The organism is Anaerospora hongkongensis, from assembly GCF_004339805.1.
In the GTDB taxonomy this organism is placed as follows: Bacteria; Bacillota; Negativicutes; order Sporomusales; family DSM-15969; genus Anaerospora; species Anaerospora hongkongensis.
The window spans coordinates 180,559-203,350 of the sequence record NZ_SLUI01000001.1 but is presented as its reverse complement, the minus strand read 5'-3'; the positions used below and the strand labels follow the sequence as shown (position 1 = coordinate 203,350).

Sequence of the window (22,792 nt, the reverse complement as noted above, 5' to 3'; positions counted from 1 at the left end):
TTGGACTATAACGATTTTTTAGCTAATAAAATTATTCTCGCTGAAGATACCGGTTTTATGGTTAATGAAAACGATATACATCCTGCTTTGAAGCCTCATCAAAGGGCAGCTGTGAAGTGGGCTGTTAAAGGTGGTAGAAGAGCTCTATTTGAGGCATTTGGATTAGGTAAGACTGTGCAGGAATTGGAATGGTCTAGGCTTGTCATTGCGCGGGAAGGCGGTAAGGCATTAATTGTACTGCCGCTTGGTGTGAAGCAAGAATTTACCCGGGACGCAGTTGAGTTGTTGGGAATGGAAAAGCCTGCATACTGCCGTACAATGGCAGAGGCTGAGGCAGCTAAGACGGATATTATCATCACTAATTATGAGCGGGTACGGGATGGCGATATAGACCCTCTGTATTTTACCGCGGCAAGCCTTGATGAAGCTTCATGTCTAAGGAGTTATGGTAGTAAAACATATCAAACCTTCTTAGATAAGTTCAGGGGAGTGCCTTATAAGCTGGTGAGCACGGCAACGCCTTCACCAAATAAGTATAAGGAACTGATTCATTATGCCGGTTATTTGGAGATTATGGATACCGGACAAGCTCTTACTCGTTTCTTCCAGAGGGATTCTACAAAGGCCAATAACCTAACATTATATCCTCATAAGGAAAATGAATTTTGGCTTTGGATGAGCAGCTGGGCGTTATTTATCACTCATCCTTCTGACTTAGGGTTTGATGATACCGGATATACATTGCCTCAACTGAAAATTAACTACCACATGGTACAGGTAGATAACTCAACGGCTGGTGTGGACCGGGACGGGCAAGTGAAACTAATTCGGGATGCTGCAATATCTCTGGCTGATGCGGCAAAAGAAAAACGGGATAGTATTGATTCCAGAGTTGAAAAGATGATCGAAATAATCAAGGCAAGTCCGGATGATCACTTTATCTTGTGGCATGATCTGGAAGCAGAGCGGCATGCAATAAAAAAAGCGCTACCTGAGGTAGTGGAGATATACGGTAGCCAAGAGTATGAGCTCCGTGAGCAGCACGTAATTGATTTTTCTGAAGGTCGTACTCAGTATTTAGCGACAAAAAAAGAGATAAGCGGTCAAGGCTGTAACTTCCAAAAGTTCTGCCACAGAGCAGTCTTCTTGGGCATTGATTATGAGTTTAATGATTTCATTCAAGCTATACACCGTATTTACAGGTACTTGCAAGTTAACGAAGTGATTATTGATATCATTTGCACCGAAAGTGAGCAACAAATATTAAAGGCGCTCATGGAGAAATGGAAGCAGCATGATCATATGCTTGAAAAAATGGTTGAGATAATCAAGAAGCACGGCCTTTCAAGTACCTCAATGGCAGAAAAAATGGCAAGGACAATAGGAGTTGAGCGTGTGGAGGTAAGTGGAAAACACTTTACGATAGCAAACAATGATTGCATTTTAGAGACGGCACAAATGGAATCAGATAGTATCGATCTGATTGTTACTTCGATTCCGTTTAGCAATCATTACGAGTATACGCCTAGTTACAATGATTTTGGTCATAATCAAAGTACGGAAAAATTCTTTGAACAAATGGATTACCTTTCTCCCAATTTATTAAGAGTGCTGCGGCCAGGTAGAGTATTTGCCTGCCATGTAAAAGATCGAGTGTTGTTCGGTAACGCTACTGGCACCGGAATGCCCACAATTGAACCATTTCACGCTTTATGTATCGATCACTATATGAAGCACGGTTTTCACTATTTTGGCATGATTACAGTGGTTACAGACGTAGTTAGGGAGAATAATCAAACCTATCGTTTGGGCTGGACAGAACAATGCAAGGACGGAACTAAAATGGGTGTTGGTTGCCCTGAATATATCTTATTATTTCGGAAGCTGCCAACTGATACAGGTAAGGCGTATGCAGATGTGCCGGTGGCTAAAACAAAGGGAGAGTATACCCGGGCTCAGTGGCAGATAGATGCGCATGCGTTTTGGCGATCCAGTGGTAATCGTCTTTTGAGTAAAGATGAGCTTGCCTCTATCCCGGTTGAAAATTTACAAGCTGTCTACCGGAAATATTCGAAAGAATATGCTTACAATTATGAGCAGCATGTTGAGTTGGCCAAGCGTTTAGATGAAAACGGCAAGCTACCTGCATCCTTTATGGTAGTTGCCCCTGGATCATGGACTGATGAAGTCTGGGATGATATTAACCGAATGAAGACTCTTAATACTTCTCAAAGTAGAAAACGACAACAGATGCACGTATGCCCATTGCAGATTGATATTGTGGAGCGGATTATAAACCGCTATAGCAATCCTGGTGAGGTTGCCTACGATCCCTTTGGTGGGTTAATGACAGTCCCTTTGGTGGCCATAAAAAAAGGCCGTTATGGGCGAGCGTGCGAACTCAATTCGGATTATTTTAGGGATGGGTTAGGCTATTTAAAAGTCGCAGAGGCAGAAAGAGAAGAACCGACACTATTTGATTTTATTGAGGTGAGCTAAATGGTAATTGTCGATGATGCATTTTTAGTTGCAGAGATAAAAAATATCATTACCTCATTGCGGAGTCCTGCTTGTAATGTTGCTGACAAAGCTGAAAAAGAACAAGTGTTGTGGCAAGCAATACGGGATATTGCTGGTCAAAATAATCACCTGGTAGATCAGGCGACTTTTGAGCGATTGTATCATAAACACTATGCAATGAAGTACGCTTTTTTAGAACGACGGCAACGAAGTAGAACAAGCGGTTAAGGAGGGGGACTATGGCTTGTGGATATGATGATACCTACATACTGCTATACCGCAAGCTCTTACACAACGGTCATTTCTCCTTACCGCATATTGCTTTTAAGATATTCATTTATTTATTGTTAAAAGCAAACCGATTTCCAGATACAAAATGGAAATTAGGGATTGGCGAATGTTGGGTTAGTTATTCAGACATTCAAACTGATTGCGCAGAGGGAGATGGAAATGTTCTCAGTAAGGCTACTGTGGCAAAAATGCTAAATTTGCTAGAGCATGGAGGATATATTAGGCGCATTGTTACGGAAGGGGTTGGTATGAAAGTGAAAGTGAAAAATTATGGGGCTTATCAACTAAAAGATACCAGTTCATTTAGTGAACCGGTAGGAATAAACGACCAGTTAACCAGTTCATTTAATGAACCGCCTACCAGTTTAGTAACCAGTTCATTAAATGAACCGCTACATGCAGAAAAAAACTTGCAAAGCCTTGAAGAGTCTGTGAGTGATGCCAGTTCAACGTATGTCGGCTGTTCATCTACCGGTTCACCTACCAGTTCACTAACCGGTTCACCTAGTGAACACATACAAGAAAGTAATAAAGAAAGTAAAAGAATAAAGAAACATACTGTGATGGATCATTATCATGATTTATTTTTTGAGAAGTTTGAAGAGAAGCCCTTTATTAATGGTGGTAAAGATGGCGCCTTGCTCAAAAAGGTGATAAATACTTACGGAGAAGAAAAGACAAGATCGTTGCTAACAACTTTTTTTAATAGTGAAGATAAATTTATTAGGGATAGCGGTTACTCAATAGGGGCTTTTATCAGTCAGATTAATAAGTTAGTAATAGCCGCAAGGGAGGTGGAGAATTGTGGAAAAAATCAGCAACATCACAATCCTGGGCGAGTGGCAGGAAAGAGCAAAACAAGTAACCAAAATTTCCTCCCATTCGGTGTCCGTTGTGCAGGTGAAGACGATTGAAGTGTGTCCTTGGCCAAATCGAGATTGTAGTATTTGTGATAATCGGGATGTAACTGATAAAGGTGTATTGACCCGTTATATAACAAACGAGTGTAAGGCTGCTCGAATGAGAGAATCGTTACTCGCTAAAAGTGGTCTGGAAGGAGTAGATATTCGGCAGACTTTTAGCAGTGCAATGGTGGACAAGTATACCAGGCGATTGTATCAATATCTGCAACATGAATGGGATCGAAAACAATGGATTTATATTTACAGTCCCAAGGATATCCAAAGTATAAATCCGACTGGTAATGGTACAGGGAAAAGTTACACTGCAAATGCTATTGCTAATATGCTAATCGACGAAGGCATACCTGTTTTGGTAAGTAGAGAGATTGATATGGCTTCTCAAATACAGGATACGTTTGGTGATAAAACAGGCGAAACTGAATACGCTCTGATGGGAAAGTATAAGGCCATTCAAGTTTTAATTATTCAAGATTTTGGGAAACAAGGTTGCAAGACTGAATGGTGGCCCATGAAACTATATGACATTATTGATAAACGGGTTATCAGTAACAAGACAACAATTTTTACAAGCAATCACGACATAACCAACCTTCGTGTAATGGAAGATCGTTTTGGTGATAACCACGGTCCAGCTATAAGATCAAGAATGGTGGGTAAGTGTGGTAGTCATCAAAACATCTGGAGATTAGAAGGTCCGGACAGAAGACTACAAACTGGGGGATGATGAAATTGAAAACTATATGCATTATGGGAGATAAATGTGATTGTTCGTTTAATCTAAATGGCTGCGTAAGGGAGCCGCAATTGCTAGACCTCGGGCTTGGCTGCATAGCGGTATGCGGGAAATATCAACAAGGAAAGAGAGGTAAGTAATATGCAATTCGCTATTGAAATTTTGGTTTCGTTGTTGGTAGGAGCCTTCTTAGGTTCGATGATTACAGATATGCAATCGGAAAAGCGAATAGCAAAACTTGAAAGCAAATTAAGAGACGTTCGCATGTACTCTGTATTGTTAGGATTTGCTGCTGAAAATTTAATTAATCATGAGTACAAGCCTGTTTTTCACAGAAATTTATTAGAGGCTGCAGTTGAAAAATTAAGTGAATTTCTAAATATCCCGTTTTCCAACAGAAAAAATGCAGGTGACAAGATAGCCGGTACTGCTGTAATTGTCAGTTTGTTTGACGAAGAAGAAGCGGGTGAAGAGAAGTGAGCGTCGTATCGAAAGAATCGATCATAGCTGCGAAGGATGGTAACGTAGAAAAACTAGAAGAAATCCTATCACTGTTTTATCAGCTTGGCATGGATACAGTTGTTTTTATGGGGCTGCCGCCCTATGAGTGGGAAGACGCAAGGCAATCCGGAATCATTCGAGTTGCTGCAGCAATAAAGAGATATGATTCTAGTCGAAGTATGAAGCCGATAAACTACTTATTCATGGCATTAAAGGCTGGAATCAACTCATATCTACGGGGGCTAAATTTCCAAAAAAATAAAATAATGAGTGGTGCTTTACGCTTGGATTCGGCCATTGATGGGGATACGGTGAAGCAAACTACATGGATGGAAATTATTAAAGATCCAAATGTAAATGTTTTTGAAAGTGTTGCCCATAATTTGGACTTTGAAAGTTTTTACCATGATTTGAAACTGTCGCTATCTCCGCTTGAACGTAAAGTGCTTGATTTGCGATACCAGGGAATACAGCCACGGGATATTTGCTCAGCTTTAAACCTAAGGCAAAAGACAGAGGACAATGCTTGGTGGCGTATTCGAAAAAAGGCAGCGTCTTTAAAGCATAAAGTAGCTATATGAAGAGGTCGGAAATAAAGGTCGGGGGCATATATCGAGGTTGCAATAGAAAGCTGGTAATTGTAACTGATATTTATTGCCCCGGCCCCGGGGACCGGCGTAAAGATGATATCGTGGTATACCAAGTTATTCAGATGCATCATAATCGTGGAAGTCGGCAGCGAGTCGGACAAGAATATGAAGCCCAAATGCTGAGCTTTGCTTCATGGGCTATGAGAAAAGTTGAGTTTGAGCTTGGTAAATTACAGATTTGGGATGGATACATGTGATAAAGGAGGTTTGAAAGATGAGCGAGTGTGAGCATCTTTGGATAATAAACATGCACGGATTAAATTGTTGTATAGAGTGCATAAATTGCCGTGTTGGTATTATTGGTGCATATGATCGATTATGCGACAAGCTAGCAGCAGAGCAGGCCACTATAGCCGCTATGCGCGAAGCTTTACAAGAAGCACATTTGGGACTTAAAGCTTGTGAAGTATACATGTATGACGGGATTATCGACCAAGCCCTATCCAATACAGCCGGAGCCGAGTATAGCAGGGTAAAGAAGCTGGAACAAGTCGCAGACGATGCTTGCGCAATAATGGACGAACTTGCTAGGGGCGATGCGCCAAGTGAAGCGGCATATGAAGCATTAAGGGAATCTATTGACCTGGTAGGATGGGATGCTGATAACAAAGGTAATGACCAAACGCAAAGACTGCGGAAGATGGAAGAGGCAGCGCGTAGTTTAGTTGCGGTTTATAGCACCCCGGCAGAAGAGTTTGCTCATTATGGCGATTATGAAACACAGGTGCTTGACAAGGTAAAAGACCTACAGGCCGTACTAGGGGAGGGTAAGCAATAATGCAAGGTTTATATAGGGGTAAGAGGTTTGACAACAATGAGTGGATATATGGCGATTTATTGCAAGACGGAGATACAGACGCATTTATTGCCGAAAGATACACTTCCTACTCAGATGGGTTTTGCCAGGTTTTTGGCGAAGCAGTTGATCCCGAAACAGTAGGACAGGTGCTACATGTACTTGACGATACAAAACTATATCATGGCGACCTCTTGCACATTGCGATTAAGTGCCATTGGTCCGGGAAGGTAATCGCGGAAGCTACTGAAATACTGCAGGTTAAAAATTGCAAGATCGGTGTAGAGTGGGGCCACAGGCGGGAATTTACGGCGCTTAGTGGGTTTACAGACACAACATCAATTACTCTTGTCGGCAATATATGGGATAACCAAGAGCTATTGGGGGAGAGGTAATGCTACTAGAAAACACGCTATGGTATGGCGTAGTAGATAAGGTTCAGGTAGCCGTAGACCGCCTGAAGCAATTCGAACCAGAGGAAGGATACTGGATAGCGTTTAGCGGTGGAAAAGATTCAATGGTGATTCTTGACTTAGCTAAAAAAGCAGGAGTTAAATATGAGGCTCATTATCGTATTGGTGGTTTTGACCCACCTGAGTTAGTGAGATTTATTAATCAGCATTACCATGATGTAATAAAAGATTATCCCAAAGTTAGTCAGTGGTTAGTAATGTCAAAAAGGGGTCCTGCAAACAGGCGAATGCGTTGGTGCTGTGACCACAAGGAAAGTGGCGGTAAAGGTCGCTTAGTGGTAACGGGTGTAAGGTGGGAAGAGTCGGCAAGGCGCGGCAAACGCAAAATGGTTGAACAATGTTACCGTGATAACAGTAAACGACTGCTAAACTTAATTATCGACTGGACTGAACAAGAGGTTTGGCAATATATAAAACAAAACAACCTACCGTATTGCTCGCTTTACGACGAAGGATTTACCCGGATCGGCTGCGTGATGTGTCCATTAACTTCTGTAGCTAACAGGATCAAAGAAGCAGAAAGATGGCCTGCATACGCTCGTAATTATCTAAAAATGTGTGAAATGGCATTTGACAGAAAAAAACCACTTGGACACAAAATGCCGGAAGAATGGAAGTCGGGAGTAGATATGTATAATTGGTGGGTGTATGACGATGGGAGAGGCGAAAAAATAGACCCAAACCAAACCGTAATTTATGAGTAATAGCCCGTCATTAGGCCATTAACACACCAATACATGTAACAAAACAAATATATAGATACGGTATGTAACATAGTGGGAGGGGAAGAGGTTGAAGCCCTTAGAGGACTTGTTTAGAGAAATCCTAGTTAGTAACTTTTGCGGCGGCGGCGGAGATTCCCAGGGAGCAAAGCAGGCTACAGGCAGAGAGGTTGACGTTGCTATAAACCATAGCATAGCCGCAATAAGGATGCACAAGGCCAATCACCCAGGTACAGAACATTACCTTGAATCGGTTTGGGATATTAACCCCTTAACGGTAACAGGGGGCAGGCCAGTTGGATTGTGCTGGTTTAGCCCAGATTGTAAACACTTCAGCAAAGCCAAGGGCGGGAAGCCGGTAGAAAAAAATATTCGCGGTTTGGCGTGGGTTGCTGTTCGGTGGGCGGCAGTGGTGAAACCAAGGGTAATTATGCTGGAAAATGTGGAAGAGTTCAAAACATGGGGGCCGTTGCTGAAAAATGGAATGCCCGACCCGGATAAAAAAGGCCATACGTTCAAAGCTTTCGTTAATGCCTTAAAACGGCATGGCTACCATGTAGACTGGAAAGAACTTAGAGCCTGTGACTTTGGATCACCAACTATTCGCAAACGCTTCTTTCTAGTTGCCAGACGCGATAATATGCCGATTAGCTGGCCCAAACCAACACACGGCGACCCAAAGAGCGAGGCGGTCATTTCCGGCAAACTGAAGCCTTGGAGGACGGCGGCAGAGTGCATAGACTGGTCGTTGCCTTGCCCATCGATATTTGAGCGGAAGAAGCCGCTGGCTGAAAACACAATGAAGCGGATAGCCAGGGGGATACAAAAATTCGTAATAGAAAATCCCGAACCTTTTGTGATCAAAGTCAATCATCATGGCCTTGACTTCCGGGGGCAGAGAATAGACGAGCCGCTGCAAACTGTAACCGCAAAAAATGGATGGGGAATAGTTACCCCCTACATTGCGAGAATCGGACAGACTGGGTTTGGCGCTGATAGGATGCAATACAGCATCGAGGAGCCGTTAACAACCATCGTAACAAAGGCAGAACACTTACTGATTACACCAACTCTTATGGTTAATACAACGGGCCATCCAGGTAGTGGCGTCGACACACCGACAAGAACTATCACAACGGGAAATCAGCAGTTTCTTGTAACACCTACACTTATACAGTACCACGGCGAACAATCGGACAAAGAAACGCGGGGGCAAAGCCTTGGAAGGCCGCTTATGGTGGTTGATGCGTCGCCCAGGTACGCCCTGGTAGCTAGTTTTCTAGCAAAGCATTACGGCGGCAATTACACTGGCCCTGGCTCAGGAATGGATAAGCCAATACCTACAGTAACAACAGTAGATCATAATGCCCTGGTCACAAGCCATTTAGTTAAAATGAAAGGCACAAATATAGGGCAGAAGGTAACGGAACCAATTCAAACCATAACAGCCGGCGGGTTGCACTTTGGAGAGGTCAGGGCCTTCCTCATGAAATATTACGGAACTGGCGAAGGGCAAGCGGTAGATGAACCGATGCACACAGTAACCACAAAAGACAAATTTGGCCTTGTCACCATACACGGCGAGAATTACCAAATAGTCGATATTGGCATGCGAATGTTAGAACCGCGTGAATTGTTCAATGCCCAGGGATTCCCTGAAGACTATATTATTGACCGGGATTGTGACGGCAAGAAATATTCTAAAGCTGACCAGGTAGCCAGGTGCGGAAATGCGGTCCCGCCTCAGTTCTCCGAAGCCCTTATAAGAGCCAATTTACCGGAATTGTGCGTACCACAAGAAAAGGTTACTAAACGCTATGCGAGAGGATAGGGAGGGTCAAATATGAACGACCTAATAAGCCAGATAGAGCGGGGAGACTTAGCACTCTGCAAATATCACGAATGGGACAATGGAGATTATTACACAAAAGAGCCAGAAGCGAACGGAGAAATATTGCGCCTAGCCAAGTTAGGCCAGCAAAGGGACTGGATACCGGTAACGGAAGAGCCGAAACAAGCAAGGTTACTGTTGGCCTATAAGTATGGCGTGATGGAAGGAGTTTATTATCAGCAGCAATATCTAACAAAAGACTTTGAACATGTAGTGCCGGGTGTAACTCATCATATGCCATTACCGGCACTACCAGAGCAGGAGGGGAGATAAGAAATGGAGTTGAGCATCTTCGAGGTCGCTGGTGAAACATTTACAAGGTTTAAAGTGCTAAAGTCTCAATATCCTTTGTATAAAGGCTTGTTGAATAAATACGGCATTACAACACCGGCTAAGCAGAGTAGTAGATATATTTACTTCGAGGCAAAGGGCGACTACCTTAATTCGAAGAAGGAGGGGTGAGCAGAAATGAGTTGTAAATGTGCCAGCTATGATCCTGATAGCGGTAGATGGGATTGCTCGGTATCCGGCAGTGGGTGCATGTATATGGTACCGAACTCCAAGAGGTGCGCTAAAGATTATGGAGAGGGACCGGACGCTGAAAGCGGGGGGCGTGACTAACATGCCAACCATAGTAATACAGTGTCCTTCGGATAAAGCGTGCGAATATAAATGTGAAACGTGCGGTGAGCATCCAGCAAAACAGGTTATAAAAAATAAGTTCAACGGAAACGAGTTGCGGATCTGTGATGACTGCAGGGATTATATTAAATCGAAGGGGTTGGAGAAATGAAAGCTATAACAATCCTGCAGCCGTGGGCAAGTCTCATTGCACGTAAAGTGAAGGGGATAGAGACAAGAAGCTGGTCTACAAAATATCGGGGGCCGATTGCAATTCATGCAGGAGCGAACTGGTCACTAGCAAGGCGTGAAATTACGTACCGCGATCCATTCCACTCTGCACTATGGCCTAGCATGACAAAAGAAGAATTAGCAATGAACGGATACGGCAGAACGCAGCTTTTGCCAGTCGGCGCAGTTATAGCGATAGCTGATTTAGTTGATTGCCTGCAAGTCGTAGATCGTTATATGGGTCTTGTATCCGGTGTTATTACAGAGAAGGTGAGGCTGTTAGATGGGCGTGTAATCTTCGGCCATGAACTGAAATTTGGGGACTATACCCGTGGCCGTTACGCATGGATACTAGCAAACGTCCGCCGGATAGATCCGGCTCCAGCCAAGGGCATGCAGAGGCTATGGGAATGGCCAGTAGAAAAATGGAGGGTTGGTAATGATTAATCCTATATTAGCGCTTGCAAGTAGTTTTTGCGGCCCATATTCTACTCTGGATTCATTACAATTTACGGCAGCGATGCTTGCTCCAGCAATTAAAGAAGCATCTAAGCCTAATCAACCTGGCGTTGTCCGTTGTGCAACGTGCAATGCCCGCGGCGTTACGCTAAAGAAGGTTGCAACGAATAACTACGTCTGCAAGAAATGTTTGCCTAAGTGGTATGAGGAAGATTATGAGTAATAAAAAGATTTATTTCCGCTTAACACTCAAAAAGGCCTATATTGTAAAACACGCTTTGCGCGATAAACCACATGAGAATGAGGACGAAGAAAAGCTTTTTGAAGAGATAACCGAAAACATTAATGATTTTAAGGCTAGAAATAATATTCCTGACAAAATCCAAAGTGCAGCAAATAATATTGAGAGCCAGGAACGCTATATAGTTTTAGGGAAAATATTTCAGGCTGATTTGGACCGGTGTGCAAAATGGCTGAGAGATAGTCATGGTGAAACGTGGACTTGTGGAGATAACAGCTGCTCCGGTCATAAGTATTGTAAAGCTTATAAACCAGATTTTGAGGAAGGGGGAGAATGATGGCCGGTAAGCAATACGGCGCTGCTGCCGCTTATGAAAAAAAGCTGAAGCGTGTTATGGAGCGGTTTAAAGTAACGGAGTATGACTGGAACTATGACCGGCATGGTGGATATGTAGACGTAACCTACATGGGCGAGAAATACCGTTTTGAACATACTGTGGCTAAGGCTGTAGAAAAGGGGCAAAAGATCAGTTTTGGCAGTGATGCGTTTGCTCAGGTAGTACTCGCATTAGAAGCTCTCGCAAGATTAAGTGAGCGCGGGATATATGATTTTGGACAATTATCACAAGGATTTAAAATGCTGCCGGCCGCTATTGTAATTCCGGATTTTTTCAAGACATTGGGCTTTGCGCAAATTCCGACACTTGAAGAATGCAAGAATCAATATAAAGAGCTTATAAAAACTGCGCATCCGGATGTTGGTGGTAGCGTAGAAGAGTTTAAAAAGCTGACTGAAGCAAAAAGGTTAGCTGAAGATTATTTTAAGGGGGAACAGAATGAATTCAGTTAAACTCATTGGCCGCTTGGCACAAGATCCAGAAGTGCGATATACCAAAACAGGAAAGGCGGTATGTTCGTTTACCATAGCTGTTTCTCGCAGTTTTGGAGCGCCTGGGCAAGAACAACGGGAATCAACGGACTTTATCCCTATTGTGGCATGGGGAAACTTAGCTGAGATGTGCGGCAATAACCTGGCGAAAGGACACCGGGTATTTGTGGAAGGCCGTCTGCAGGTTCGTTCGTATGAAACTACGGATGGACAAAAGCGACGGGTAACTGAGATAGTCGCCAATTTTGTCGCTCAAAGCATGGAGTCATCTAATAGTAATAGCTCTTCGAGCTCCAGCAAGCCAGTTGATTTTGGGCAATTCGGACGTGACGTAATCGATGAAGAAATTCCGTTTTAGGAGGATAATCAGTGGAAGATAAAAACGTAACAAAGCAGCATGCGCAAGCAGTGGTTGAAAAAGCTATTTTGATTTTTTACGGACCGGGAAGAAGCCATGAACTGTACGATATGGCTGAAAAGATGTTATGTGAAATTGGAGAGAAGTACAAATACTACCTAACCAATAAGTTGTTTCGCCGGGGATACTTGCAGCGAGATTACGCTGGTAAAAAGATTAAACTATCATCCAAAGGCGAAGAAGCATTAACAATGATGGATAAGGTTTACGCCGGTGAATAATTTGTAATTGCTGCGGGGGATGGTTTTTTGTGGCACTGCCATCCCCTTGTGATTGCTAAAATTAGCAATATAGTTGGCTATAATATCAATGATAGGGGTGCTATAAGTGAATGATGCTATAACGGTGGAACGTCTTGTTACTGACAACATTAAGTTGCCAGTTTACATCGTCACAAAGAATTTCTTTACACAGCTTAATCATTTTGAATTTGACGAATTAGTTGCGGTAGGGAATGTTGGCCTGGTTAAAGCTGCAAAAGGTTTTGATGCATCGAAAGGGTTTAAGTTTAGTACATATGCAAGCTTAACAATATGTGGTGAAATTAAGCATTTTGTGAGAAATTCAACAGACTTAATTACTTTTGCAAGGCCTTCAAAAGAGCTTTACAAAGCTATATGCAAAAAGGGCTTAGATAAATTAGAGGTTACGGAAATAGCTAAGAAAATGAAAGTATCAGTTAAAAAGGTTAAAAGGGCTTTTGAGTATTCACGGCTGCGCTATACATCTTCTTTGAATGAAGTTGTTTACGACAGCGGCGATGGGGAGCCTGTTACTTTAGGAGACTGCGTTAAGTCGTATGAAGACTTTGAATCACCAGTAATGTATCGCGAAATCTTTGAACTTCTTGATGGTCATGAACGAATAGTGTTCACTGGGCTTTACATTGAGAGTGCGACGCAAGCAACGATTATTAAGCGATTAGGACGTAGCTGGCGGGTATATGAGAAAGTGTCCCAACAAGTAAATGAAAAACTAAAAAGATATTTTTTGGAAAGCAGGCTTATTTCGTAATTAGCGGGGTGATTCAATAGTGCTTCGATTATCACCGGCAGAAGCGAGGAAACTCGGCTTAATTGTAAATAAAAAAAATGGCCGCGCTAAGAAAAAGAGCAGGCGGCCAGACTCTGAAGTCAAAAATGAACCTGGCAAACTGACCATTATTATCTATGATGTGCCTCCAAGTTTAAATGATTGGGATAAGTGGCACTACATGAAAAAAGCTGAGACTAAGAAACAATGGGAAGAGTTGATAGGAGCGCTGCTGTCCGGGAAAAGAAAAGTGAAGCGGGTATTTCACAAGCCCATTGTGAGGATAAACTTTTATTACAATATTGACCGTGACCGAGATAAAGATAATATGGCTCCTAAGTGGATCATGGATGGGCTGGTTAAGGCTGGTGTGCTTAAAGATGATAACAGTAAAGAAGTGGATTTGGATTGGCGTGTAGATCCTGGTACTTGGGAGTGGTGCCGCACTGAAATTGTTGTTTGGGAGGGGAAAGGGGTATGAAGGGTTTTTTCTATAATTGCTGCCGTGAACGCATGTCTTTTAGTTTCGTAAATGATACTGATGAAAAGCATGACTGGGCAAGCCGTAATAAATATAGTCACTATGTAATTCTGCATAGATTGCTCAATTACATGAAAGATCGAGGGTTTGATATTCGCTATGATAAGGATGTTGCAAAATGCATAAGAAAAGACTATTGGGTAGGTAGTAAGGGGGAATTAAGATTTGCCGTGGATAGGTACCCCCGGGGGTTTAAATTTCAATTCTATCAGGAAATTGTTACAGAAAATAAAAATGGTGGCCGTTACGATTTTGATAAATATGAAAAGTGCCCTTATTTAATCAGGCTTTCATGGATTAACGAAACTAATAAAATAGCAATGTTTTTGGAATCTTTGGGGGCCAACAGTAGATCTGATGAAAAATATAAATTTGCTGAAGATAAGGTAAAAAAACATTTAGTTGATAATTGTCATCGTCCCCAAAAGGATATGAACTTCGATTTAAAAGATTTACACGGTACCACGTGTGAAGGCAGTTATAACAACACTGATAGGGATGGAAAAACAATTTGTAATGGGCAGGTTAAATATTTTAGATATCGTGGTAGATTGATGCGCGGAATTGTCTATCACAATATCAACAACATGTGGTGGGTAATCATAAACAAGTTTAAGTACACCAATGAGGCTGATTTTGAATTATTTGACCCAACTGAGGAAGATTTTAAAATACGCCGTAAGGTTAAGGACAGAAAGCCTAAAGCGTATCTTCAAAAAATAGAAAATCTAAGCAAGTTGAGTGATAAAGACTTGTTAAGGGAAATGAACAAGCGGAGGTTACATGCTTAAAGGCAAATAGTAATACTGGGTTTTGATGGGAGGGATAAGTATTACTGGAATAGTTCCTGTCGAGCAGCGTTTAGAAGAAGTAATTGCTGCCGTTACGCGAATAAGAATACCTAAGATTATAGAAGAGTATCAGCTTCAAGACATGATTAATGTTGCGCTCAAAGAACAAGGATTGACATGCAAAAAAGAATATCGCTTGGGGCCGCGAAACAGAATTGATTTTCTCTGTAATGGCGGTATTGGAATAGAAGTAAAGAAGGGTAAGCCGAACAGCACAAGTATTCTGAAGCAACTTGAACGATATGCGATGCATGAGCAAATTGAGGCAATTATTTTGGTTATTGAAAGAAATATTGCTTATTTACCTTCGGAGATTAACGGTAAGCCATGTCGATCTATAGGGCTCAATAAGTTGTGGGGGATTGCATTATGAATGTTCCTGCATATCTTTCCGCTCCTGGTGAAGCAGATTATTATTATGGCACTTTATCATGGGATGAAGGTAAAAAGGATTGGGTAATAGAGGGTGAACCTTGTGTAATTGAAATGGCACAGCGGCTTTTCCCTGGGTGCAAATCATTGAATAGAACCAAAGCACGTTTTATGCTTAATAAGCGTACAAATGGCGATCTCAATTGGCTAATGCTACGGTATCCGCTTAGGATAAAGGACCAGGAACAGTGGAATAAGACACATCAAGAAACTGTAGCTCATGTTTTAAAGCGACAAGAAATAAATGCACGGCCGAATAAGATAGTACCGCCACCGACGTTTACCGGTGTGCTGCGAGAATTTCAGCAAGAGGGAACTGCGTTTCTGTTGCATAATCGGCGTACACTGTTAGCTGATGACATGGGGTTAGGTAAAACGCCTCAGGCGCTTGCTTTTTTAGCTGCAGCAGAGGGATGGCCAGCTTTAATTGTGGTAGTTCCCCACATGATAAAAGGCTGGATTCATGAGTCGGATAAATTCTTAGACTTACCGGTGTCAGTAGGGGATAATACAGAGTTATTTAAGAACGGGAAAATACCTTCGTATATTCATGTAATTAAAGGGTTGAAGCCATATCCTCTTCCTGACGCTAAGATTTATATAATCCATTATCTTTTACTGCGCGGGTGGAAAAATTACTTGCCTCAAGTTGGCTTTAAATCAGTCGTATTTGATGAAATCCAGGAACTGCGTCATCGGCTAACAGAAAAGTATAGTGCAGCATCGTTAGTGGCTTGCAGCGCTGAGAATGTTATAGGGCTAAGCGGTACGCCAATTCATGGCCGGGGTGGAGAAATGTGGAATGTCATGAACATTATTGATTTCCACTGCTTGTCAGATTGGGAGAGCTTTTCACGTACCTGGTGCTATGGCTACGGTTCTGATGTGGTTGTTGATCCGGAATTGTTAGGTGAGCACTTAAAGCGAGAAGGTTTGTTATTACGTAGAACTAAGGAAGTGCTCAAAGATGAACTTCTACCTAAACGAAGGGTAATACAGCCAATCGATTTGGACCAGGGAGTATTTGGGGATTTAATTCAAAAGGCTATTGAAAAGGCAAAAGGTTATGATGCAATTGAGGATTATTTGGAGCGCGGCCGTTTAGGTCGGGAGATTGTAAATGATACACGTATGGCTACCGGCATATCAAAAGCTGGACATGTATGTGCTTTTGTAAAAATGCTTTTAGATGCTGGTGAGAAGGTGCTGCTGTTTGGGTACCATCATGCGGTATTCGACATTTACATGAAGGAGCTTAAAGAGTACAAGCCGGTAAAAATAACCGGTAAAGAGACTGGACAGGAAAAGGATAAGGCGATTGAAACATTTATGGATGGTTCAACAAGCTTGGCTTGCATATCGCTCAGAACTGCAGCTGGACTGAATGGGTTACAGTCTGCGACGTGCGTAGTTTTCGGGGAGCTTGATTGGTCACCGGCTGTACATGCTCAGTGTGAAGATAGAGCTCACCGTATCGGACAGGAAAACTCTGTGTTGGTGTATTACCTTGTGTGCGAAGAGGGGTCAGACGAAAACATTCAAGAATCGCTAGGGTTAAAGGTCAGCCAATTTGTGGGATTGATGGGCGATAAAGCTGAAACCAACGATGATCGAGCGGTAGCCCAGAATGTAGCAACCGATCACATGAAGAAAGTAATTGATAAGATTAAGGCTATGAAACCAGGGAAAAAGAGGGTAGTTTGATGGATAAATTGGAGAAACGGAAACTGCCTCTTATAGCAGTAATTGTTTCCACTAGTCTACACAATTGCTGTGAATTTCTTAGGTTTAATAAACTCAATCCAGAATGCTTTAAGATGGTATGTAGTATCGAAAAACTTAAGGGAATATCGACAGACACGCCTATTATCTTTACTCACTCTCCCGATAACCACTACGAACCATATTTTGAGTTGAGGAAATTTGCCACTACACGATTCAAGAGTGTTAGATTTATTGACTATTGAAGGGGGAATGTAAGTGGATCAAATCAATCTTAACTTACTTAATCAGATACCTATTGGCATTGGTCCGCAAGAGGAAGCGGAAATATACAAAGAAAAGCATAGAATTCTCCAAGCATTAATGGTTAAGTTAATTGAAAAATATGGGGAACAATTGATATCCATGTCTATGTGGGACGCAATTGCCAATGAGCCTAGTAAAATAATTATAGCTGAGCAATACGAAGATCATTACCAGTTTGAAATGTATTATCGGTTTAAATTGTTGCCCAAAAATAAGCAGGGGTATTATATTGCGGATTCTAAAATGGAGCGTGGTTAATATGGCTGAACGTTGCCCTTACTGCGGATCGCTAATGACGGCCCCGCATCTTAAAAACTGTAAGCTGGTAAAAAGTAATCATCTTATAAAGGACAAGCCGACTCCGGCCATGATTGAATTTGCGAAAGACTTAATTCAGCAATTGGGTTATGACCTGGAAAACTATAACGTTGACAATATGAGTTATTCGGAGTGTGCAAAGCTACTGGATGAATTAAAAGAAGAAAGGGGTTAGTAATATGGCTAAAAAGCAATGCCCGAATTGCGGGATAACCTGGTTAGAACTTTCAATACCGGTAGAAGGGCAAAAGACATCTTGTATGTGCGAAAAGACTTTTGTTTTCCAAAATGGGAATTGGCATGAGGGCTTTCCCTATTTCGAAGAATATCAGCGACTTGCTGAACGAACTGCTAATAATGGGCAAGGTGCCATGCAAAGGTTGGGGAACTTTGGGATGGGAATAGCGGGAGAAACGGCAGAGTTTATTGATGCAGTTGTCAACTTTGAAATTGCTGGTGGAAACCATGAGGCAATGATCAAGGAGGCCGGTGATGTGAATTGGTATTGCGCAACACTCTGTACGACGGCAGGGATTAGTTATCAGGTAGTTGTAGAGGCGGCTGAAGAAGCTGCACCGGCTTTATTGTATGTGTGTATCGGAAGGTTGAGTAAAGCCTCTGGTGATGTTACGGAATATCTAAAAAAGGTTGTGTATCACGGCCATGAATTGGATCAGGCAAAGTTAGGAAAACTCATTGGCAACGTTCTATCTTGGATGAAACTGTTTTGTAAGCGCTACAATCTTAATATGCAGGACATATGTGATACCAATATCGCTAAGTTGAAGCAGCGATATCCTGAAGGGTTTAATAGTGCCGGCAGCATTAATCGGACAATATAGCATGAAGGGCAAAGAGGAATTAGCACGTGGATTGCAAAAGCTAATTGACGAGGCTATGTATGATGTTTTACAAGGGAAGGACCCGTTAGATCGAAGAAGGACAACGGACGGTATGTGGTTATGCGCCAATGGACATAAAGGGTACTGGGTGGACGTTAGTTGGAATACAGACTGTGGATTACAAACAAGCATGGCAGACTGGTATCCGGCATGCCCGATATGCAAGGGTAATATTGATATGAAAAAGTCGGCACCAGGTGGCTGAGGGGGATTTTATGAAACAGCGTGAGTTAAACGCAATCGGGCAACGCAACTTACTTGTTAAAAAGGTGGGGCTAGATAGTCCTAGGGGCTTTGTACGGGTAGAGGGTGATATACGTGCTGAAGTTCTAACGCTACTAATTCAACATCAATTAAAAACAGGAGTAGATACATTCAATCAAATTGGTCAGGATAATATAGCACTCGTTGATGAATGCTTTCGATTGCGCAATGTATTGGTTAAAATTGCAGAAACCGAAAGTTGTGGTTGCCCTGGACCGTGCGATTGCAACCATTGGACTTATTTCGCTAAATTGGCAAAGGACGTATTAGGTGGTGAAGAATTTGAGCAAAGCAAGAGCTCTTGAAAAAGAGTACGGCCAGCCGATACGAGGGATACTTGTTGATGCATTAAATAAGTACGGAAGTGTTGAAATAGCAGCTGAAATATTGGGCTATTCAGATAGGCGTATTCGAACTTTGGTGCGAAAGCTTGGCATAAGTAGGAAATGGGTATAAAAGAAATAGCTGCTAAGGCAGCTATTTTTTATTTAAAGTATGAAACAGGATGAATAACATGTTCCTCACGGGGATTAAAGCCAGTTAGGCGCTTGTCGAACAGCATTGTACAGCGCTGCAGACTGTATTGTCCAAAGCGTCTGCGGATTGTATCGATCGTGGCTTCCAACCTTTCCATTTGTCTTTGATCCTTGCTAAATAGGTCTAACTGAATATGGCCGTCAGCCGTTACCAGGTCGGCTCCCCGAACACCAATGCTCCGGATCGATTTATCCCATCGGTAGTTTGCAGCAAACAAATCGAGCGCTTTTTGGGCAATGTCCCCAGAAAGAAACGTCGGCATAGATAACTTACCCTGACGGTCAAACGTATTGAGTTCTTTGTCTCGGACGCTGATCGATACAGTTGTACATTTTAGTCCATGCTCCCGGAGGCGAGCCGCAACGCTTTCAGCTAAGACGAAAACAAGCATTTTGACATCTTCATTATTCTGTAGATCTCGCACAGCAGTGGTGCTGTTGCCAACAGATTTAACAATGCTTTTTTCGCCAAGAAATTTCACTGGCGCCGTATCAAGTCCGTTCGCAAAATGCCAAAGTGTTTCGCCCCATACGCCCAGCAGCAGGCGTAGGCTATGTATGTCTCGATTCGCTAAATCGCCAATGGTTAATATCGCACGGTTCTGGAGCTTCTTTCGTGTGGATCGGCCGACATATAATAAATCGCCCACCGGCAGAGGCCATACTTTTTCACGAAAGTTCTCCGGAGTAATGACAGTAGTTGCATCCGGTTTTTTCATATCGCTGCCGAGCTTAGAAAAAATCTTGCTCCAGGAGACACCGACTGAAGCCGTGAGGCCCAATTCTTCTTTGAAGCGGTGTCGTATTTTATTTGCCACAGCTTCACCATCCCCGAAAATCTGCTCCGTACCTGTTATATCCAGCCAACACTCATCAATGCCAAATGCTTCGATGCGGTCTGTATAGTCAGCGTATATTGACTTGGCCAGGCGAGAAAAACGCAGGTACTTGCGGAAGTCTGCCGGTACCGCAATTAAGCCTGGGCATTTGAGTTTGGCCTGCCAAATTACATCGCCGGTTTTAACTCCCATGGCTTTTGCCGGTCCGTTTTTGGCAAGGACAATGCCGTGCCTGGCTTCTGCATCGCCGCATACGATTACTGGCTTATCACGGATTTCTGGGTTATACAGGCATTCGACGGAGGCGTAAAAGTTATTTAGATCGATATGGAGAATGGTACGGCTCATATTGCGATTACCCCCTCGAGCAAACATAGAATAAAAAGGCCACATCTATAATGTGACCTTCAACTTTCAATAAAAAAGCGACCTTCATCGAAGAACAAGTAGACTTCTCGACCATGAATTCGGCAAGTATATCGCATGCCCTGGCCCCCAGCTTTAAGAGCAGCAGCCATTCTCACATCCAGCACCCGATCAACACTGTATTCCTTCCCATCTTCCCACGTTATTGACAGTAGCTTTACTTTACCGTCCCGGCTATGCTTCGCTGTTACGTCCACGAATTTTTTATCTGTCACACTTACCACCTCAATAGAACATATGTTTTAGCATTGTCATTTTAGAACAAATGTTCTCCTTTGTAAAGTGGTAATAAAATACAAAAAAACGCCCACCCCGAAGGATGAGCGACATTACCCCGGCTATTGCTGGGGTTCTTTTCTTACTATCACAAAACCCATTTTAAGCAAAGCATCGTATTTTTCTATGCCAATGAGTTCAATTATCATCATTTCATCTATCTGCCCCTGACTTCGGGGTAGTTTTTTTATTTCGTTATTTAGGCTCATCTTTCTTCCTCCCGTTCCCATTTGATCTTAAAACCCAGTACCTTAGCAATGCGATTTTGCTTCCATACTGGCATTGTACCATTCTTTAGCTGTTGAGTTACGGCCTGCGGAGTTTCTGTGGTGCCGTATTCTTCATTTAAGCGGCGTACAGTGTCGGTAACATTGCTTCCGGCAGCATTTATATGCTTTTTAAATTCAAATTCAATTTGCAAGGCTTCTTCTTTTGGCACTCTTGGCGATCTTGGCATCATATCCCCTCCAACTATCATACTACAATATCTTAATTTATAAATCAATAAAAATATTTATAAGAATTATTGACATTTATAAATATCTTAGTTTATAATTAAATCAAGATAAATAAACGGAGGCGGTAACGATGGTATACAGAGCAGTTGCTAACCCAAGCTTGTATCATTGCGGATATAGATGGGTAGTCGTTGACGTAAATTACAACACGGAAAGCAGGCACCACACCCGCGATGACGCGGAACGAGCAGCCGAAAGGCTGAACAAGATTAAAGCAGAGTGAGCCGGGTTATCCCGGCCTAATGCTGGCAGGCAGACGGTCACAACCACAGCCAGACGAAAGGAATGATAGCGATGACACACACCGAATTGGCTAATATGTTTACCGGCCAACGCAAGCCGGATTGTTACGGTACTGCAAGAATGAAACTTTCGGACAAACAATTAAACTGGCTGTTAGGTCTTATTCGTAAGTCAGGAATGGAGCGTTATCGCAGTAGGACAATAGATTATAACCAGTCATTGGTTTACAAATGGTCAGAAGGAAATTATGAATATGCAGTTTTTGCAGGCAGTCGCACTTTAGCCAAAACCGATAAGGCCATTTACTCAAAATCAGTATTAGGCTACACCTATAACGCAGAGTGACGGCCTCCGGGGCCGGTAATGCGGCAAGCGGGGTCAACTAAGGAGGATGAATATGAAAAAGGGATATAAATGGATGTCGTTACGCGTTTTCCTGCAATGCCGCGAAGAGTGGCGTAAATATAACGCAGAGTGACAGGGCTAACAGCCCCGCCACAAGGAGGAATAATAAGTGCGTAAGATAACACGGAAATATAAAGGCTGGGCAATCAAACAGGATATTGAGCGCAGCGGCGACGGTGTTGAACACATAATTTTCCGCTGCTATACCCCGGAGGAATTGGATTATCCCGCTAACCTAAGATCATCTGAATGGGATGCTGGTTCGTTACAGGAGGCAATGGATTTTATTGATAACTATTAAAAATATGAGAATATGCAGCAGTCGCCTAACACAAGGTTGGGCGGCTTTTTTTATATTATCATTTTTTAAAAATATTGTTTCGGAATTTCCGAAATAGGAAATGGACTTGTTTTATAATAGGTTCAACGCAAAAATAAGGGGGAGATAAAGTGAGAAATGAAATACTAGGTGCTTGCGGCATAGGTAATTCAGGCCCAATAAGCACGAAGGTGGCTACGGTGGAATCGTTTCTTAATCAACTCAGAGATCGTGTTATTAGAAATCGGCAATTATCACGTGATTTGATGGATTCTGTCGCCAGGCCTGAACCTATAAAGTGTCAGGCGGCGAATTGCGATACTACGCAATGTAATACGCTTGAAGAAAATTTGCGAGAGTTAATAAACGACGTTGAGGCAAGCAATATCCGACTCGAAGAAGTATGTTCAATTATTGAAAGCCAGCTTGGCAACTTGAAGTTAGTATGATCTTGGTACGTAAAATAATCTGCCTGATATTAGGGAATAAATACCCGCCTTACCG

The 22,792-nt window shown here is 42.5% G+C and carries 36 protein-coding genes; 32 read left to right on the top strand and 4 right to left on the bottom strand.

Annotation, left to right across the window (positions count from 1 at the left end):
• From EV210_RS01030 to EV210_RS00895, 28 genes are all read left to right on the top strand, one after another.
• Nucleotides 1-2,499, top strand: coding sequence for a DEAD/DEAH box helicase (locus EV210_RS01030; RefSeq protein ID WP_132074229.1), 2,499 nt, complete (start codon nucleotides 1-3; stop codon nucleotides 2,497-2,499).
• Nucleotides 2,500-2,748, top strand: a complete 249-nt coding sequence (locus EV210_RS01025) for a hypothetical protein (RefSeq protein WP_132074226.1) — start codon at nucleotides 2,500-2,502, stop codon at nucleotides 2,746-2,748. It abuts the gene before it with no gap.
• 11 nt (nucleotides 2,749-2,759) lie between these two features.
• Complete coding sequence (locus EV210_RS01020) at nucleotides 2,760-3,725, top strand: helix-turn-helix domain-containing protein (RefSeq protein ID WP_132074223.1); 966 nt, start codon at nucleotides 2,760-2,762, stop codon at nucleotides 3,723-3,725.
• Nucleotides 3,616-4,458 carry an ATP-binding protein gene (locus EV210_RS01015; RefSeq protein WP_243650383.1) on the top strand — a complete coding sequence of 281 codons (843 nt, stop codon included), beginning with the start codon at nucleotides 3,616-3,618 and terminating at the stop codon, nucleotides 4,456-4,458. The genes EV210_RS01020 and EV210_RS01015 overlap by 110 nt, the downstream gene beginning before the upstream one ends.
• Nucleotides 4,459-4,608: 150 nt before the next feature.
• Nucleotides 4,609-4,947: a hypothetical protein gene (locus EV210_RS01010; RefSeq protein WP_132074218.1), complete on the top strand. Its 339-nt coding sequence runs from the start codon at nucleotides 4,609-4,611 to the stop codon at nucleotides 4,945-4,947.
• Entirely contained in the window at nucleotides 4,944-5,549 is a 606-nt protein-coding gene (locus EV210_RS01005; protein WP_132074215.1) for a hypothetical protein, read from the top strand. The genes EV210_RS01010 and EV210_RS01005 overlap by 4 nt, the downstream gene beginning before the upstream one ends.
• A gap of 283 nt (nucleotides 5,550-5,832) precedes the next feature.
• Nucleotides 5,833-6,396, top strand: coding sequence for a hypothetical protein (locus EV210_RS01000; protein ID WP_132074212.1), 564 nt, complete (start codon nucleotides 5,833-5,835; stop codon nucleotides 6,394-6,396).
• Nucleotides 6,396-6,809 (top strand): YopX family protein, encoded by a 414-nt coding sequence (locus EV210_RS00995; protein WP_132074209.1) that lies wholly within the window; start codon nucleotides 6,396-6,398, stop codon nucleotides 6,807-6,809. Before EV210_RS01000 ends, EV210_RS00995 begins: the two co-directional genes overlap by 1 nt.
• Nucleotides 6,809-7,591 carry a phosphoadenosine phosphosulfate reductase family protein gene (locus tag EV210_RS00990; protein ID WP_132074206.1) on the top strand — a complete coding sequence of 261 codons (783 nt, stop codon included), beginning with the start codon at nucleotides 6,809-6,811 and terminating at the stop codon, nucleotides 7,589-7,591. The genes EV210_RS00995 and EV210_RS00990 overlap by 1 nt, the downstream gene beginning before the upstream one ends.
• An 88-nt stretch (nucleotides 7,592-7,679) precedes the next feature.
• Nucleotides 7,680-9,440, top strand: a complete 1,761-nt coding sequence (locus tag EV210_RS00985; protein ID WP_132074203.1) for a DNA cytosine methyltransferase — start codon at nucleotides 7,680-7,682, stop codon at nucleotides 9,438-9,440.
• Nucleotides 9,441-9,452: 12 nt separating this feature from the next.
• Nucleotides 9,453-9,773, top strand: a complete 321-nt coding sequence (locus tag EV210_RS00980; protein WP_132074200.1) for a hypothetical protein — start codon at nucleotides 9,453-9,455, stop codon at nucleotides 9,771-9,773.
• A gap of 195 nt (nucleotides 9,774-9,968) precedes the next feature.
• On the top strand, nucleotides 9,969-10,121 hold the full coding sequence (locus tag EV210_RS22445) for a hypothetical protein (RefSeq protein ID WP_165898745.1): 153 nt from the start codon (nucleotides 9,969-9,971) through the stop codon (nucleotides 10,119-10,121).
• Between the two features lie 168 nt (nucleotides 10,122-10,289).
• Entirely contained in the window at nucleotides 10,290-10,799 is a 510-nt protein-coding gene (locus EV210_RS00970; RefSeq protein WP_132074194.1) for an ASCH domain-containing protein, read from the top strand.
• Nucleotides 10,792-11,034, top strand: a complete 243-nt coding sequence (locus EV210_RS00965; protein WP_132074191.1) for a hypothetical protein — start codon at nucleotides 10,792-10,794, stop codon at nucleotides 11,032-11,034. The genes EV210_RS00970 and EV210_RS00965 overlap by 8 nt, the downstream gene beginning before the upstream one ends.
• Nucleotides 11,027-11,389: a hypothetical protein gene (locus EV210_RS00960; protein ID WP_132074188.1), complete on the top strand. Its 363-nt coding sequence runs from the start codon at nucleotides 11,027-11,029 to the stop codon at nucleotides 11,387-11,389. Before EV210_RS00965 ends, EV210_RS00960 begins: the two co-directional genes overlap by 8 nt.
• The gene (locus EV210_RS00955; RefSeq protein WP_132074185.1) at nucleotides 11,386-11,901 is read left to right on the top strand and encodes a J domain-containing protein; all 516 of its coding nucleotides are present in this window, start codon (nucleotides 11,386-11,388) and stop codon (nucleotides 11,899-11,901) included. The genes EV210_RS00960 and EV210_RS00955 overlap by 4 nt, the downstream gene beginning before the upstream one ends.
• A complete protein-coding gene (locus EV210_RS00950) occupies nucleotides 11,888-12,298 on the top strand; it encodes a single-stranded DNA-binding protein (RefSeq protein WP_132074182.1) in 411 nt (136 codons plus the stop codon). The genes EV210_RS00955 and EV210_RS00950 overlap by 14 nt, the downstream gene beginning before the upstream one ends.
• 11 nt (nucleotides 12,299-12,309) lie before the next feature.
• Nucleotides 12,310-12,579: a hypothetical protein gene (locus EV210_RS00945; RefSeq protein ID WP_132074179.1), complete on the top strand. Its 270-nt coding sequence runs from the start codon at nucleotides 12,310-12,312 to the stop codon at nucleotides 12,577-12,579.
• 106 nt (nucleotides 12,580-12,685) lie between these two features.
• Nucleotides 12,686-13,372, top strand: coding sequence for a sigma-70 family RNA polymerase sigma factor (locus EV210_RS00940; RefSeq protein ID WP_132074176.1), 687 nt, complete (start codon nucleotides 12,686-12,688; stop codon nucleotides 13,370-13,372).
• Nucleotides 13,373-13,391: 19 nt separating this feature from the next.
• Nucleotides 13,392-13,871, top strand: a complete 480-nt coding sequence (locus EV210_RS00935) for a RusA family crossover junction endodeoxyribonuclease (protein WP_132074173.1) — start codon at nucleotides 13,392-13,394, stop codon at nucleotides 13,869-13,871.
• Nucleotides 13,868-14,722 carry a hypothetical protein gene (locus EV210_RS00930; RefSeq protein WP_132074170.1) on the top strand — a complete coding sequence of 285 codons (855 nt, stop codon included), beginning with the start codon at nucleotides 13,868-13,870 and terminating at the stop codon, nucleotides 14,720-14,722. Before EV210_RS00935 ends, EV210_RS00930 begins: the two co-directional genes overlap by 4 nt.
• Nucleotides 14,723-14,747: 25 nt before the next feature.
• Nucleotides 14,748-15,155 carry a PDDEXK family nuclease gene (locus EV210_RS00925; RefSeq protein ID WP_132074167.1) on the top strand — a complete coding sequence of 136 codons (408 nt, stop codon included), beginning with the start codon at nucleotides 14,748-14,750 and terminating at the stop codon, nucleotides 15,153-15,155.
• A complete protein-coding gene (locus EV210_RS00920; protein ID WP_132074164.1) occupies nucleotides 15,152-16,918 on the top strand; it encodes a DEAD/DEAH box helicase in 1,767 nt (588 codons plus the stop codon). Before EV210_RS00925 ends, EV210_RS00920 begins: the two co-directional genes overlap by 4 nt.
• Before the next feature lie 276 nt (nucleotides 16,919-17,194).
• Complete coding sequence (locus EV210_RS00915; RefSeq protein ID WP_132074161.1) at nucleotides 17,195-17,500, top strand: hypothetical protein; 306 nt, start codon at nucleotides 17,195-17,197, stop codon at nucleotides 17,498-17,500.
• Nucleotide 17,501: 1 nt separating this feature from the next.
• A complete protein-coding gene (locus tag EV210_RS00910; RefSeq protein WP_132074158.1) occupies nucleotides 17,502-17,735 on the top strand; it encodes a hypothetical protein in 234 nt (77 codons plus the stop codon).
• Nucleotides 17,736-17,739: 4 nt separating this feature from the next.
• Nucleotides 17,740-18,402 carry a nucleoside triphosphate pyrophosphohydrolase family protein gene (locus EV210_RS00905; RefSeq protein WP_132074154.1) on the top strand — a complete coding sequence of 221 codons (663 nt, stop codon included), beginning with the start codon at nucleotides 17,740-17,742 and terminating at the stop codon, nucleotides 18,400-18,402.
• Complete coding sequence (locus EV210_RS00900; protein WP_132074151.1) at nucleotides 18,374-18,667, top strand: hypothetical protein; 294 nt, start codon at nucleotides 18,374-18,376, stop codon at nucleotides 18,665-18,667. Before EV210_RS00905 ends, EV210_RS00900 begins: the two co-directional genes overlap by 29 nt.
• A gap of 10 nt (nucleotides 18,668-18,677) precedes the next feature.
• Nucleotides 18,678-19,031, top strand: coding sequence for a hypothetical protein (locus EV210_RS00895; RefSeq protein ID WP_132074148.1), 354 nt, complete (start codon nucleotides 18,678-18,680; stop codon nucleotides 19,029-19,031).
• 179 nt (nucleotides 19,032-19,210) lie between these two features.
• On the opposite strand, the gene EV210_RS00890 is transcribed toward EV210_RS00895, so the two are convergent.
• The 4 genes from EV210_RS00890 to EV210_RS00880 form a co-directional block, all read right to left on the bottom strand.
• Nucleotides 19,211-20,449 (bottom strand): DNA polymerase Y family protein, encoded by a 1,239-nt coding sequence (locus EV210_RS00890; RefSeq protein WP_132074145.1) that lies wholly within the window; start codon nucleotides 20,447-20,449, stop codon nucleotides 19,211-19,213.
• Between the two features lie 59 nt (nucleotides 20,450-20,508).
• Complete coding sequence (locus tag EV210_RS00885; RefSeq protein WP_132074142.1) at nucleotides 20,509-20,742, bottom strand: hypothetical protein; 234 nt, start codon at nucleotides 20,740-20,742, stop codon at nucleotides 20,509-20,511.
• A gap of 123 nt (nucleotides 20,743-20,865) precedes the next feature.
• Nucleotides 20,866-21,012: a hypothetical protein gene (locus EV210_RS22440; protein ID WP_165898744.1), complete on the bottom strand. Its 147-nt coding sequence runs from the start codon at nucleotides 21,010-21,012 to the stop codon at nucleotides 20,866-20,868.
• The gene (locus EV210_RS00880) at nucleotides 21,009-21,263 is read right to left on the bottom strand and encodes a hypothetical protein (RefSeq protein ID WP_132074139.1); all 255 of its coding nucleotides are present in this window, start codon (nucleotides 21,261-21,263) and stop codon (nucleotides 21,009-21,011) included. The genes EV210_RS22440 and EV210_RS00880 overlap by 4 nt, the downstream gene beginning before the upstream one ends.
• Before the next feature lie 128 nt (nucleotides 21,264-21,391).
• Between EV210_RS00880 and EV210_RS22435 the strand changes: the two genes are divergently transcribed.
• The 4 genes from EV210_RS22435 (at nucleotide 21,392) to EV210_RS00865 (ending at nucleotide 22,737) form a co-directional block, all read left to right on the top strand.
• Nucleotides 21,392-21,544 carry a hypothetical protein gene (locus tag EV210_RS22435; RefSeq protein WP_165898743.1) on the top strand — a complete coding sequence of 51 codons (153 nt, stop codon included), beginning with the start codon at nucleotides 21,392-21,394 and terminating at the stop codon, nucleotides 21,542-21,544.
• A gap of 71 nt (nucleotides 21,545-21,615) precedes the next feature.
• Nucleotides 21,616-21,909 (top strand): hypothetical protein, encoded by a 294-nt coding sequence (locus tag EV210_RS00875; protein ID WP_132074136.1) that lies wholly within the window; start codon nucleotides 21,616-21,618, stop codon nucleotides 21,907-21,909.
• Between the two features lie 169 nt (nucleotides 21,910-22,078).
• Nucleotides 22,079-22,270, top strand: coding sequence for a hypothetical protein (locus EV210_RS00870; protein ID WP_132074133.1), 192 nt, complete (start codon nucleotides 22,079-22,081; stop codon nucleotides 22,268-22,270).
• 149 nt (nucleotides 22,271-22,419) lie between these two features.
• Complete coding sequence (locus EV210_RS00865; protein ID WP_132074131.1) at nucleotides 22,420-22,737, top strand: hypothetical protein; 318 nt, start codon at nucleotides 22,420-22,422, stop codon at nucleotides 22,735-22,737.
• The last annotated feature ends 55 nt before the right edge of the window (nucleotides 22,738-22,792 follow it).

Bases quoted from the DNA above. Each gene is read 5' to 3' on its own strand.
- EV210_RS00955 (WP_132074185.1), top strand. From the start codon at position 11,386: ATGATGGCCGGTAAGCAATACGGCGCTGCTGCCGCTTATGAAAAAAAG.
- EV210_RS00980 (WP_132074200.1), top strand. From the start codon at position 9,453: ATGAACGACCTAATAAGCCAGATAGAGCGGGGAGACTTAGCACTCTGC.
- EV210_RS00965 (WP_132074191.1), top strand. From the start codon at position 10,792: ATGATTAATCCTATATTAGCGCTTGCAAGTAGTTTTTGCGGCCCATAT.
- EV210_RS01020 (WP_132074223.1), top strand. From the start codon at position 2,760: ATGGCTTGTGGATATGATGATACCTACATACTGCTATACCGCAAGCTC.
- EV210_RS00925 (WP_132074167.1), top strand. From the start codon at position 14,748: ATGGGAGGGATAAGTATTACTGGAATAGTTCCTGTCGAGCAGCGTTTA.
- EV210_RS00995 (WP_132074209.1), top strand. From the start codon at position 6,396: ATGCAAGGTTTATATAGGGGTAAGAGGTTTGACAACAATGAGTGGATA.
- EV210_RS01010 (WP_132074218.1), top strand. From the start codon at position 4,609: ATGCAATTCGCTATTGAAATTTTGGTTTCGTTGTTGGTAGGAGCCTTC.
- EV210_RS22440 (WP_165898744.1), bottom strand. From the start codon at position 21,012: ATGAGCCTAAATAACGAAATAAAAAAACTACCCCGAAGTCAGGGGCAG.
- EV210_RS00875 (WP_132074136.1), top strand. From the start codon at position 21,616: ATGACACACACCGAATTGGCTAATATGTTTACCGGCCAACGCAAGCCG.
- EV210_RS00910 (WP_132074158.1), top strand. From the start codon at position 17,502: ATGGCTGAACGTTGCCCTTACTGCGGATCGCTAATGACGGCCCCGCAT.
- EV210_RS00895 (WP_132074148.1), top strand. From the start codon at position 18,678: ATGAAACAGCGTGAGTTAAACGCAATCGGGCAACGCAACTTACTTGTT.
- EV210_RS01000 (WP_132074212.1), top strand. From the start codon at position 5,833: ATGAGCGAGTGTGAGCATCTTTGGATAATAAACATGCACGGATTAAAT.
- EV210_RS00890 (WP_132074145.1), bottom strand. From the start codon at position 20,449: ATGAGCCGTACCATTCTCCATATCGATCTAAATAACTTTTACGCCTCC.
- EV210_RS00905 (WP_132074154.1), top strand. From the start codon at position 17,740: ATGGCTAAAAAGCAATGCCCGAATTGCGGGATAACCTGGTTAGAACTT.
- EV210_RS22435 (WP_165898743.1), top strand. From the start codon at position 21,392: ATGGTATACAGAGCAGTTGCTAACCCAAGCTTGTATCATTGCGGATAT.
- EV210_RS22445 (WP_165898745.1), top strand. From the start codon at position 9,969: ATGAGTTGTAAATGTGCCAGCTATGATCCTGATAGCGGTAGATGGGAT.
- EV210_RS00930 (WP_132074170.1), top strand. From the start codon at position 13,868: ATGAAGGGTTTTTTCTATAATTGCTGCCGTGAACGCATGTCTTTTAGT.
- EV210_RS00880 (WP_132074139.1), bottom strand. From the start codon at position 21,263: ATGATGCCAAGATCGCCAAGAGTGCCAAAAGAAGAAGCCTTGCAAATT.
- EV210_RS00970 (WP_132074194.1), top strand. From the start codon at position 10,290: ATGAAAGCTATAACAATCCTGCAGCCGTGGGCAAGTCTCATTGCACGT.
- EV210_RS00950 (WP_132074182.1), top strand. From the start codon at position 11,888: ATGAATTCAGTTAAACTCATTGGCCGCTTGGCACAAGATCCAGAAGTG.
- EV210_RS01025 (WP_132074226.1), top strand. From the start codon at position 2,500: ATGGTAATTGTCGATGATGCATTTTTAGTTGCAGAGATAAAAAATATC.
- EV210_RS00960 (WP_132074188.1), top strand. From the start codon at position 11,027: ATGAGTAATAAAAAGATTTATTTCCGCTTAACACTCAAAAAGGCCTAT.
- EV210_RS00990 (WP_132074206.1), top strand. From the start codon at position 6,809: ATGCTACTAGAAAACACGCTATGGTATGGCGTAGTAGATAAGGTTCAG.
- EV210_RS00920 (WP_132074164.1), top strand. From the start codon at position 15,152: ATGAATGTTCCTGCATATCTTTCCGCTCCTGGTGAAGCAGATTATTAT.